General features: G+C 48.1%; 10 protein-coding genes. 6 read left to right on the top strand and 4 right to left on the bottom strand.

Annotation, left to right across the window (positions count from 1 at the left end; all coding sequences use genetic code 11):
• Window positions 1–25: 25 nt before the first annotated feature.
• Window positions 26–919, top strand: a complete 894-nt coding sequence (locus N5E87_RS11565; protein ID WP_086904699.1) for an aldo/keto reductase — start codon at window positions 26–28, stop codon at window positions 917–919.
• A gap of 165 nt (window positions 920–1,084) precedes the next feature.
• On the top strand, window positions 1,085–2,239 hold the full coding sequence (locus N5E87_RS11560; RefSeq protein WP_086904698.1) for an NAD(P)-dependent alcohol dehydrogenase: 1,155 nt from the start codon (window positions 1,085–1,087) through the stop codon (window positions 2,237–2,239).
• A gap of 253 nt (window positions 2,240–2,492) precedes the next feature.
• Here N5E87_RS11560 and N5E87_RS11555 read toward each other — a convergent pair whose 3' ends face one another.
• The 3 genes from N5E87_RS11555 to rmuC all read right to left on the bottom strand — a co-directional run bounded on the left by N5E87_RS11555 (window position 2,493) and on the right by rmuC (window position 7,002).
• Window positions 2,493–3,194 (bottom strand): EAL domain-containing protein, encoded by a 702-nt coding sequence (locus N5E87_RS11555; protein ID WP_086904697.1) that lies wholly within the window; start codon window positions 3,192–3,194, stop codon window positions 2,493–2,495.
• Between the two features lie 223 nt (window positions 3,195–3,417).
• The gene (locus N5E87_RS11550; RefSeq protein ID WP_086904696.1) at window positions 3,418–5,343 is read right to left on the bottom strand and encodes a transglycosylase SLT domain-containing protein; all 1,926 of its coding nucleotides are present in this window, start codon (window positions 5,341–5,343) and stop codon (window positions 3,418–3,420) included.
• 93 nt (window positions 5,344–5,436) lie between these two features.
• A complete protein-coding gene (gene rmuC, locus N5E87_RS11545; RefSeq protein ID WP_086904695.1) occupies window positions 5,437–7,002 on the bottom strand; it encodes a DNA recombination protein RmuC in 1,566 nt (521 codons plus the stop codon).
• 274 nt (window positions 7,003–7,276) lie between these two features.
• Between rmuC and msrP the strand changes: the two genes are divergently transcribed.
• Both msrP and msrQ read left to right on the top strand, forming a co-directional pair.
• Window positions 7,277–8,311 carry a protein-methionine-sulfoxide reductase catalytic subunit MsrP gene (msrP, locus tag N5E87_RS11540; protein ID WP_086904694.1) on the top strand — a complete coding sequence of 345 codons (1,035 nt, stop codon included), beginning with the start codon at window positions 7,277–7,279 and terminating at the stop codon, window positions 8,309–8,311.
• A gap of 114 nt (window positions 8,312–8,425) precedes the next feature.
• Window positions 8,426–9,013, top strand: a complete 588-nt coding sequence (gene msrQ, locus N5E87_RS11535; protein ID WP_086904693.1) for a protein-methionine-sulfoxide reductase heme-binding subunit MsrQ — start codon at window positions 8,426–8,428, stop codon at window positions 9,011–9,013.
• Between the two features lie 152 nt (window positions 9,014–9,165).
• Here msrQ and gloA read toward each other — a convergent pair whose 3' ends face one another.
• Window positions 9,166–9,576 carry a lactoylglutathione lyase gene (gene gloA / locus N5E87_RS11530; protein ID WP_011626085.1) on the bottom strand — a complete coding sequence of 137 codons (411 nt, stop codon included), beginning with the start codon at window positions 9,574–9,576 and terminating at the stop codon, window positions 9,166–9,168.
• A gap of 729 nt (window positions 9,577–10,305) precedes the next feature.
• Here gloA and N5E87_RS11525 point away from each other — a divergent pair.
• Together N5E87_RS11525 and N5E87_RS11520 are read left to right on the top strand one after the other, a co-directional pair.
• Window positions 10,306–11,556: a cation diffusion facilitator family transporter gene (locus tag N5E87_RS11525; protein WP_279775331.1), complete on the top strand. Its 1,251-nt coding sequence runs from the start codon at window positions 10,306–10,308 to the stop codon at window positions 11,554–11,556.
• On the top strand, window positions 11,556–12,017 hold the full coding sequence (locus N5E87_RS11520) for a MarR family transcriptional regulator (RefSeq protein WP_086904276.1): 462 nt from the start codon (window positions 11,556–11,558) through the stop codon (window positions 12,015–12,017). The genes N5E87_RS11525 and N5E87_RS11520 overlap by 1 nt, the downstream gene beginning before the upstream one ends.
• Window positions 12,018–12,282: the final 265 nt, after the last annotated feature.

Raw genomic sequence — 12,282 nt, 5'->3', positions numbered from 1 at the left:
CCCAATCGTTGAAAGGAGCAATAGCATGATATTGAACGAAACCTTCACACTTTCAAACGGTGTGCAAATTCCTAAACTGGGTCTGGGCACTTGGATGATTGGCAACAATGATGCGGCGCAAACCGTGCGCAATGCGATTGAAGCGGGCTACCGCCATATTGATACGGCACAAGCTTATGGTAATGAGGCTGGCGTAGGCGAGGGCGTGCGAACCAGTGGTGTTGCCCGCGATAAGATTTTTGTTACCACAAAACTCGATGCCGCAGTTAAAACCTATGCTGAAGCGGCGAATGCAATTGATGGGTCCTTGCAGGCGCTAGGTCTGGATTATATCGATCTCATGATCATCCATAGCCCTCAACCTTGGACGGATTTTCGAGCAGGTGAACATTTCTTTGAAGGAAATTTGCAGGCGTGGCGGGCGCTAGAAGATGCCTATCAAGCCAATAAACTTCGCGCTATTGGTGTGTCCAATTTTGAACAGCCTGATTTAGACAATCTGCTTAAAAACGGTACGGTTAAGCCTATGGTCAATCAGATCCTCGCCCATGTAGGCAATATGCCTTTTGAGCTGATTGAGTATACCCAAAAGCAAGATATTTTGGTTCAAGCCTATTCGCCAGTCGCACACGGTGCAGCCTTGGGGAATCCGACATTGCTGGCATTGGCGACTCAATACCAAGTGACTGTGCCACAATTCTGTATTCGTTACTGTTTACAGCTTGGCTTGCTGCCACTCCCTAAAACCGCCAATCCCGCACATATGCGTGATAATGCCCAAGTTAACTTCAGCATCACGGCCGCGGATATGGCGCTGCTGCAACAAATTGAGCCATTAACTCACTACGACGAGGCCAATATTTTTCCTGTGTTCGGCGGTAAGTTACTCGCCGACGGTACATGCGTTGTCCGGGATTAACTCCCAAACCTTGTCTATCAGCACGCATGGTTAGACAGAACATCGAGCCATAGCGGCAAGGTAACAACGGAATTTAGCGCAAATATTAATGCTATCGCCTGTAGCTGAGCGCGTTCGCTGAGCTACAGGCACGACATTATTCATACTCGTTAAGGAGATAATCAAATGTGTGAAGATACAGATAAAACGCGTAGAAACGTTATTAAACTGACCGGCGCGATTGGCATAGGCGCTATGCTGGGCGGCTCCATGAATGTGTTTGCGAGCGAGTCGTCAGGCAATATTCAATCCCGTGGTTATGCCGCGTTTGATGAATCAGGCAAACTCAAACCATGGCAGTTTGAACGCCGTCCTGTTGGCGATAATGATGTGTTAATCGATATCAATTTTGCCAGTATCTGCCACTCGGATATTCACCAAGAAAAAGGTCATTGGGGTAAACAGCAATATCCACAAGTGCCAGGCCATGAAATCGTCGGTATTGTTGCCGCTGTCGGTAAGAATGTGACCAAGTTTAAAGTCGGCGATCGTGCGGGTGTCGGCTGTATGGTCGGTAATCATAATCACAGCCATCAAACCGATGAGGAGCAATATAGTCCCGACACTATTTTTACCTATGGTGCTAAAGATGACCGCTCGCCAACGGGTATCACGCAGGGTGGTTATGCAAACAATATCGTTGTTGAAGAAAACTTTGTTATGCATGTGCCTGAGAGTGTCGATCTAGCAGACGCCGCACCATTGATGTGTGCGGGGATCACCACTTATTCACCACTGATGCGTGCAAGCCTTAAACCTGGCACTAAAGTTGGCATTGCAGGTATCGGCGGTTTAGGGCATTTGGCAATCAAGATTGCAGTATCAAAGGGCGCAGAAGTGTATGCCTTTACAACCTCTCCCGATAAAGTGAAGGATATTCTCGCGTTTGGTGCCAAAGAGGCCATTGTGGTGAATGATCTGAGTAAGCTGGCAGATTATCGCGGTCAAATGGACTATTTGCTCAGCACGATTCCCTATGAGTACGATGTGGCCGCTTATGCATCTGTAGTTAAACCTTATGGTACGTTCACGCAAGTGGGTATGCCCAATGGTTTCGAAGTTAACATCAACGCCCTGAGCCTTGCTTTCTCACGCGTTAATTTTAATGCTTCCCTTATTGGTGGCATTAAAGAAACTCAGGAAATGGTGGATTATTGCGCCACTAATAAAGTGTTGCCAAAAATCCAAAAGATTAAAGCAATGCAGATTAACGATGCTTGGGAGCGAGTCGTCAACAAAGAAGCCAGATATCGCTATGTGATCGATGCTTCGACCTTCTAAGTTGTACCATCGATAAGATATCGTTTAAAAAGGGCGCTCTCTATAGCGCCCTTATTGTTGGAATGGCTTCGGTGCTGTAAACGGCTATTGTTTTATCAACTGATTGTTTTTAGGTAAGTAAATGTATTTTATCCGTAGATAAGAACCAAAATCTGAGCTTAGTTTACCGTCGTTTGGGGATTCGTTTTTAGCCAGATAAACGGGCCGATGATATCAATGCCGTCATCGGCATCCGCAACCATTTTATTCCTTCCTAACAAATTAACCTTTCGCTTTGCTCTGGGCGGATAAACCAAGGTTTGAATAGGAATCCTTGAACCCAATCGACATTCAGCTCGCGGGCCTGCTGGAGCTGTGCCTCGGTTTCTATGCCTTCTAAAATGCACTGTTTACCCGTGCGTTTGCCAAATTCAATCAGGGCGCTGAGCAGGGCGATACCATGGGGCGCGTCGATTAATTGAAGCCAGTAGCGGTCAAATTTGAGGTAATCCACATTCATCATTAAATCGATGGAGAGCATGGAGTGGGGCGCGCCGATATCATCGAGCGCCACTTGAATATTGGCCGCTTTAAATTGATGGAACAAGCGATTCGCGAGCTCGGCATCACTCACGCAGGTGTTTTCGATGATTTCCACCGTCAATTGCGGATGCTGCGATAGCAGTTCGAGTAACTTTGGGGTATTCGCCCCATCTACCGCGTGGGGATCCACATTCACAAATAAACGCAGGTCCCGTGGAGCGTGTTTGAGCTGAAAGGCTTTTGCCTGAAACTCAACTGCCGCCAGTTGTTCGCTGGCTTCGTGTAATTGCTCAAAGATGAGATTCGGGGCGATGGCTTGACCCTGCTCGAGGTAAAAACGGGCGAGTGCTTCATAGCCATGAATGCGTTGAGTGTGGGGACAGACAAAGGGCTGGTATTCGCAACTTAAGGATAAACCGCTGAGATTGAGCATCGAAACTGGGGGGTAAATGGCTAATCGCTAATTATTCGCATTTAGTGGCCAAGAGTGCAAACAAGTTTACCTCGCTTGAGTGCGTTTGCCGATTTAATACTCATACGGTTAAGCGTGAGTGTAAACGGCATTTTGATACCTCCAAAAATAATCAAGGTGGCCAACGCCACCTTGATTACTATTCGATTGCTATTCGATTAGTATCCCATTTCCGCCATGCGGCTTAGTAATGGAACTTAAGCTCAGCCTCGTTGAATAAAGGCTGCGGCTTTTGTTTTTGCGCTTCGTAAATCAACCGATAACTTAACACGGCTTGCACATATTCGCGGGTTTCGGTAAAGGGAATGGACTCGATAAAACTCATGGCATCGAGTTGACCATTCGACTCCGCTAACCAGCGGCGAACCCGCGAGGGGCCAGCGTTATAGGCGGCGGTCGCTAACACGCGGTTTTGATTGAAATCATTCAACAATTGCGCGTAATAGGCACTGCCTAAATTTAAGTTAAGCTCGGCGCTGTAGAGATCCTTTGGATCACTGTATTTAGCCCCGTGTTTCTTCGCGGTCGCCTTAGCGGTGGCAGGCATGATCTGCATTAAACCGCGGGCACCGACACCAGAGGTTGCGTAGAGGAAAAACGCACTTTCGCGGCGGCTAATGGCACGAATTTCATCAATATTGACCTTGTGCTTTTTACTGGCATGTTCAAAGCCTGATTGATGCGCCATCGGGAAGCGCAGGGGAATATCATCCCATAGCTTGCCTTGGATACTGGCTTCCACGCCAAAGTCATACCAGCCTTGATCGTGGGCATAACGACCATAGCGGGCGCGCATCTCATTATTGCTGCGTTTTAGCAGGGCAACCCATTCATAGCGGGCATCGAAGTAACGGTCCAGCGCCATCAGTTCCAATACGCGCACAAAGCCTAAATCGTCTTCGAGTTTTTGACTGGTCCCATCCACCACAGGCTCAGGGCTTTGATTTAAGGACACGGGCTTATTCAATAACTGCGATGCGGCAAAACCGTAAAAGTTACGCTCATTACTGACCGCCGCTAACGCCTTGGTGGCGCTTTCGGGGGCGTGTTTTGCGTTGGTACGATACAGCCAATATTGCCAGCGCTCTTTGGCTAAGGTCTCGGGCGATAATAAATCTAAGTAGCGCGCGATATGGGTGTTGTCCTGCTCGCGGATAGCCCAGCGTAAGCGGCGCTCGAACATATCATCGCTTTTCATCTCGGGCAGCAGGTTATCGGCCCAGTCTTTAAAATTATCATCCTGCTCAATCAACACGCGGCGTACCAAGTACTTTTGCAGCTGTTGATCCTGCACTGGGGTAAAGCGTTTTGCTTTTTGATACCGAGTATATAAATTGATGGCTTGATCGAGATCCTTACGGGCAAGGCGTTTTAAACCTGCGGCAACGATATCGCCAACAATAGGATTTTTATCCTTAAATTTTTCGGTATGGCGCAGGCTATTGGGATCTTTAAATACCGCCACTAAGCGTTTTGCCTCGGCGCTATGCACGGTGATTTTTTGCGATAAGTAACTGAGCAGGCTAGTTTGGCCCTCATCGAAACTCAGTAACATCCGCGCCCAAATCACATCTTGGGTGCGCTTACCTGCTTTGGTCCAAGCATTGAATAAGGGATCGCATTCCTTGGGACGGGAATCGCCATAAACCCAAAGTGACTGCGCCGCCGTGTAGGCGGTTTGGGTTTCGCCCTTGGCGAGTTTGGCTTCATAAAAATAACACTGCAGCCTGACATCGGTCGGCGCATCTTGAGCGAGGCTCAAAAAGTCATTCCAACGCTTTTGGCCGCCGGCATTTAATAAATATTTTGAACGAAGGCGCTGATACATTGGCGTGGTTTGATATTTATCTATCATGGCCTTAGCGTCGTTGCCGCGTAAATCGTTAAGCTTGCCAATGTCGATATCATGGTCGAGATAAATCGCCAGCGGATACTCGCCTAACTTAGCACGCAGGGGCTTGTAGGTGGCATAGTCTTGTTTCTTTAAGGCTTTTTCAGCCTCAAGAAAGGTCTTCTGAGTAGAAGTTAACGCGAAAGCCGCAGAGGCATTAAATGCCCCTACGATGATAATTGCGCTGGATAACACCATCTTTGTCAATGGGTTGCACATGCAGAACTTGCCTCCGGGCATCAAGGTTACAATCGACTTTTCCCTATCGATTCAGGATTATGAGTTATTGGCTTTTAAACTGCGTGGTTATCGTTATTGTTCGAGTGCGGTGGCATCCTCAGTATGGGTCAAAAGCGTATCGCGATTTGTGTCATCATCACTGTTGTCCTGGGCATCACCCTCGTCTAAGGCTTCATTGAGCGCCTTCTCAAGTAACATCTTATCGAGTTGTTTGCTGGTATCAACACCTAGTTGCTGCATTAAATGCGCTTGACGCACTAAATTGCCTTTGCCCGATGACAATTTGTTCATGGCACTGTGATAGGTTTTTTCGGCGTTATCCAGAGCTCGGCCGAGTTTTTCCATATCATCGAGGTAGCCACAGAGTTTGTCGTAGATGCGACCCGCCTGTTTGGCAATGGTTTGGGCGTGCTGGTTTTGATACTCGTAACGCCAGATATTATTGATTGTTCGCAGGGCAACCAAGAGGTTGGTTGGACTGACCAGCATAATATTTTGCTCAAGGGCAAAGTTCACTAGGCTTGGGTCATGCTCTAGGGCCAGCAAGAACGCGGGTTCAATCGGGATAAACATCAGCACATAATCTAAGCTTTTGAGGCCGTGTAAACGCTGATAATCCTTTTGACTCAAGCCCTTAATATGATTGCGGATCGATAAAACATGTTCATTGATGGCCTGTTCACGCACCAGTGGATCTTCGCTATTAAAATAGCGCTCGTAGCTGATAAGCGACATTTTGGCATCGATAACCACATCTTTATTTTCAGGCAAATGTACGATCACATCTGGCTTAAAGCGTTTGCCGCTGTCGTCCTTCAGATCCTGCTGGGTGTGGTATTCGTGTCCTTCGCGCAGGCCGCTTTCTTGCAGCACGCGGTCTAAAATCACTTCGCCCCAGTTACCTTGCTGCTTGTTATCGCCCTTTAAGGCTTTGGTCAGGTTGATGGCATCCTGGCTCATTTTTAAGTTGAGCTCGCGCAGGTGTTCTAATTGATGTTTAAGGGCGCTGCGTTCCGACTGTTCATGGTTGTAGGATTCGCGAATTTGCTGTCTAAATCCTTCTAACTGTTGCTTTAACGGCCCGAGCACGCCTTCTAACTGGTTAGCATTTTGATGTTTAAAGCTTTCGCTGCGCTCTTCGAAAATACGATTGGCAAGGTTCTCAAACTGAGTTTGCAGGCGCACTTCGGCCATTTCTAAGGTGGCGATTTTTTCCTGCATCGCGGATTGCTGGGCATCGGCCTTGGCTTGAATGGTTTGTTGCATCGCATTGGATTTGGATAAGGCCAGCTGTAGTTCGAGTTGGCGGCGATGGCTGTCGGCAAGTTGTTGCTCTAAACTCGGCAGGCGCTCGGCCATGGCTTCGGCTTTGCCCAGTTGTTCTATCTTTTGCTCTAAGCGCTGTTGGCACTGGCGCAGTTGGCTGTCTTTATCGTCGACTAAAATTTGCTGCTGGGCGAGGGAGAGCTCGGCGTCTTCGTTTACCTGCCGCATTTCTTGCTCTAATTCGTCTTTAAACTGTTGCCAGCGAGAACGAGTGAGACGTTGATTGAGCAGGGCACCGATTAACAGTCCTAAAAAGGCCACTGCGAGTAGGCCGATGAACTGGGCGAGGGAAAAAGATTGAGAAAATGGCATCTTACTAGCACTCCTTTAGCTGTGGCGCCTAGGGTCGCATGCCCCTAAAAAGGCTTCAAGTGCTTTAATAAACAATCTGTTTAGGCGATGACTCAAATGAGCAAGACTTAGTCGCTTAAGTTGAGATACTGTGAGGGATGAAATTTTTTTGCTGTTATCTGTGTCTATATCCCTACAGCTTATCAACACAGGTAAATGTACCTGAGGTTTTTGGGCTAGCGCTGAGGGCGAGTTAAGCGTCGGTAGATAACATTTATTTTTGCAGAGGTGTCCATTGGCTAATCAATCACGTTTTACACCGGGTATTTTGAAAAAAGCGCGCTGGCATATCCAAGATAATCAAGTGACACCCGAATCGGTGTTTAAGGCGCGCCGCCATATAGTCAAAGCTATGGGCCTTGGCGCGATTGGGGCTAGTATTCCGGGTTATGTGCAGGCGGGATTATTCGATCTGTTTGGCGAACAACCCAAAACCAGCTTTATCACCACGCCATTAACCTTTGAGGCCAATGCGCGCTTTGGCAAGGACGAAGTGCTAACGCCCGTCGATAAGGTCACCACCCACAATAACTTTTATGAGTTTGGTACCAGCAAGCAGGATCCGTCTGATAACGCCCAGCAGTTTAAGGTCGACCCTTGGCAATTACGTATCGAAGGCGAAGTGGAGCGCCCGATGACACTCGATTATCAAGATCTGACTAAGCTGTTTCCGCTAGAAGAACGCATTTATCGCCTGCGCTGCGTCGAAGCTTGGTCCATGGTGATCCCTTGGGTGGGCTTTCCACTCGCCGCTTTATTGAAAAAAGTCGGGGTGACCAGTAAAGGTAAGTATGTTGCCTTTGAAACGGCCTTCGATCCCGAGCAAATGCCGGGACAAAAGAGCCGTTTAATGGGCGGCGGTATTCATTATCCCTATGTGGAAGGTCTAACCATTGCCGAGGCGATGAATGAGCTGACGCTGATGTCGGTCGGACTCTACGGTAAAACCTTGCCGCCGCAAAACGGCGCGCCGATCCGTTTAGTGGTGCCTTGGAAATACGGTTTTAAGAGCATTAAATCCATTGTCCGCATTCGGGTGATGGACAAGCAGCCGCCCACCAGTTGGAATCAACTTGCGCCCCATGAGTATGGTTTTTATGCCAATGTGAATCCTGCGGTGGATCATCCCCGTTGGTCGCAGGCGAGCGAGCGGCGCATCGGCGAGGGTGGGTTATTCTCGGCAAAACGCATCGATACCTTGCCCTTTAATGGCTATGGCGAATTTGTTGCTTCTTTATATGAAGGCATGGATTTAAGGCAATTTTATTAACCCATGGCGGGCGTATTCTTAGGCGCAGTCGATTGCGCCTAGCGAACAAGTGGCAATATCTGTCCAGTGAGATAGTTGTTGGCACCTTTAAAGGGCAAAAAGAGTAGGAGTCTTATGTTCAACATCACGGCGTTAAGAGTCACGCCAAAACAGCTGCTCTGGGTCAAACTAGTCTTTCATTTGATTGGGCTTATCCCGATTGCTTGGTTAGTTTTTACTGTGCAGTCGGGCCGTGCTGGCGGCGATCCCGTGCAGCATATTATCCACTTTACTGGCATTGGCGCGTTGAATGCGTTAGCGGCGACGCTGTTGATTTCGCCCCTTGCTAAGGGATTAAAGTTAGGCTGGTTAATGCAGACGCGCCGCTTGGTTGGCTTGTATGTGTTTGCCTATGCGACTTTGCATATTGTGGCGTTTTTTAGTTTAGATCTGCTGTTTGCCTGGGAGTTATTCTTCAGCGAGGTGGCGAAACGGCCTTATATTTTAGTCGGCGCACTGGCCTATGTGATAGTCACCGCGCTAGCGCTGACGTCCTTTAAAGCCTTGATGCGTAAGATGGGTCGCCGTTGGCAAACGCTACACAATGGGGTGTATGTCGTGGCGATTCTGGCGCCGATTCATTTTTATTGGTCGGTAAAGTCCGAAATTATCGAACCGAGTCTGTATATCCTCGGCTTTGGTTTGTTGCTCGCGTGGCGTTAACCCATTTGGCAGAAGAAACGCAGCAGCCGTATCGCGATGGCCGCCGAGGGCAAGCGATAGTCTGCAGTGTTGGCATTTATCAATGAGTAAAGAAAACGGCGTTTGCAGGGCATGCAAACGCCGTTTTTATATCAGGCGGGAAGATTAAAGGCTTAACCTAAACCTTGGGTCGCCGATTTCATTTGAATAAATTCAATCTTATAACCGTCGGGATCTTCCACAAACGCGATTTCAGTGGTGCCGCCAGCAACAGGGCCGGGCGCGCGGGTGACTTTACCACCCGCAGCGGCAATGGCTTCGCAGCGGGCATAAATGTCTTCATCACCGATGGCAATATGACCAAAGGCCGTGCCGAGATCGTATTTTTCCGTTCCCCAGTTGTAGGTTAACTCGATGACGGCCTGACCCGTTGATTCTTCACCGTAACCCACGAAGGCGAGGGAATATTTGTACTCTGGATTTTCGGAGGTGCGTAGCAGCTTCATGCCCAGCACTTGAGTGTAAAAAGCGATACTGCGTTCTAAGTTACCGACGCGAAGCATGGTGTGTAACAGTTGTGACATAGGATTATCTCGGTCAATGAATTACGTCGGCAGTATATCAAAATTTGCCAAAAATCATGCCGGAATGTTAATCGAATAAATGGATTGCCCAATCTTGATTTCGATAATTACGTGCGCTAGGGAAGAGGGTGTAATGTGAGCCGCATCACTTTGCCAGCCCGAGCGGTGTGAAAAGTGCACGATTATTTAGCTCTTGCTCACAAAATAACTATCTCAATATAGGCATTTTTCTCAGCCTTGATAATAATGGGGTTATACCAACTAGGAGAGTGAATATGAACACCGAACTAAAAATGGCGCTAGGTACGACAGTTGTAATTGCTTTATTTTTCAGTGCATTCTTTGTATCCATGTTCTGATATTGCATTCAAATCCCTTCCCATGCAGAGGCGCTTAAGTCGATTGATTTAAGTGCCTTTGTGTTATTTGTCCTATAGCGTTTATCCCGTTCTTTATTTCAATCTCCTGAGCTGTCGTGCTTAGTCTTGCCTAAGCGATGGCGTAATTGCTAAACACCCGCGGTGCTGGTTTTGCCTGCGTTAAATCCTGTGATATTTAGCAACAGTTGTGCAAATAGTTTGAAAAATGATTATTTTGATATTTATATATTTTGATTTTCAAACTAAACTGACGGCAGAAGTCATCAATCACCACAGCGTGTTTGCTCTTGCTGCATGAATTTACGCTCACTCATTTATGCAAGTTAGGGAAATCGCTTAGGAAAAAATAATGAAAACAACATCTTCAACCGAGAAGCCGATGCAGCGTACCGGGCTTGGGCATTCTGTCGCGCAGTGGCAGCATTCCCATGGATTTTCTAACCAAAATACGGCGGGCGAAAAAAATACTCGCTATGTGTTGTATCTGACCGTGATTACCATGGTGGCCGAGATTGTGGCGGGGACAATTTATGGCTCTATGGCCTTGCTGGCCGATGGTTGGCATATGGGTACCCACGCCGCCGCCTTTATGATTACCCTGTTTGCCTATTCCTATGCCCGTAAGCATGCTAATGATCCGGCCTTTGCCTTTGGTACAGGAAAGGTGAGTGTGCTTGGCGGTTACACCAGCGCCATCGCCTTAGGCTTAGTGGCCTTAGTGATGTTAATTGAGTCGGGCATGCGCTTGATTAACCCTGAGGATATTCACTTTAATGAAGCGATTTTTGTCGCCCTGATTGGCTTAAGCGTGAACGTATTGAGTGTGTTCCTATTGAAAGATCACCATTCCCACGACCATGGACATTCACACGGGCATTCACACGGCCACTCGCATGGACATTCACACAGTCACTCACACGACCATGATCACGACGATGATGATCATAAAGAGCATCAAGATAATCATTGCTGCCATGGGCACGATCATCATGCTGCTGACCATGACCATGACCATGACCATGACCATGACCATGACCATGACCATGACCATGACCATGACCATGACCATGACCATGACCATGACCATGACGACCATTCACACAGCCACGCACAGGGTCATTCCCATGGGCATTCACACGGGCACTCGGGCCATGATCACAACCTGAGGGCCGCCTATTTCCACGTTTTAGCCGATGCGTTAACCTCAGTGCTGGCAATTGCGGCGCTGTTGTTCGGTAAATATATGGGCTTAACTTGGCTCGATCCTATTATGGGGATTGTTGGTGCGATTATTATCAGCCGCTGGTCATGGGGCCTTATCCAACAGACCAGTCCAATTCTGTTGGACGGTGGGGTAAAGGCCTCGCTACAGCGCAAAGTGCGTGAGACCATAGAGGCGGTACCGGATCATCAAGTCGCCGATTTACATATTTGGCGCGTGAGTGCCGATCACCATGCTATTATGGTGTCCATTGTGTCTCACTCACCGAAAGAAGCCAGTTATTTTAATCAGTTACTGACTAAGTTCCCTGAGTTATCCCATATTACCATTGAGCTGCATACTTGCCGTCAACGTGAGTGTGTGGCTAAGGAAGCCTAATGACAGTTGCACACCCGCATGATGCTTTATCAGCCGCGTCCGCCCATTCTACGGATCAGGCCTTGAACCATGTGATTATTGAGTTTTATGAAAAATTATCATCGTGGGAGCATGCTATTGTGCGCGATAAGGGTTTTAGCTTGTCGCAGGTACACACGATAGAGTTGTTGGGTGTGCACGGCGCGATGCGAATGAAGGAACTGGCCGACAAAATCGGTGTGACCACAGGCACGCTCACCGTACAAATCGATAAAATGGTCGAGTCCCAGTGGGTGATGCGCCGTCCCCATGAGAGTGACAGACGCTCGATTCTGGTTGAGCTTACCGAGAAAGGTCAGGCGCTGTTCCTCGAGCATGATGCACTGCATTTGCAATTAACGACCGATCTCACGGCTAAGATGACTGCAGAGGAGCGAAGCTTACTGCTGAGTCTGCTGACGCGGATGAATCAAGAGTTTTAATGGCAGCGTTTACTCGCGATTCAGTATTGATTACAGCGCCCTAATGGGCGCTTTTTTTGGCGGGCGTGTTGACGTTTCAGGGTTATTTTTGCAGCAATTTGGCTGGCTTTTATGCAAGGCAAAGTCCGTGCAGTGTAGTTATTCTACATAAACGGACGATAACGCGGCAGAAACGCCAGCCAAATGCTGCCCGAAGGGTTCGTCTGGCAAGCCCTTGTTCTTACTTTCTGTCATAAGAGCCGCTCGTCATTTGAGTAGACTACAC

It is taken from the genome of Shewanella sp. GD03713, assembly GCF_029843705.1.
Classification (GTDB): Bacteria; Pseudomonadota; Gammaproteobacteria; order Enterobacterales; family Shewanellaceae; genus Shewanella.
The sequence above is the reverse complement of the archived record's forward strand: the minus strand, read 5'-3'. Positions and strand labels throughout refer to the sequence as shown.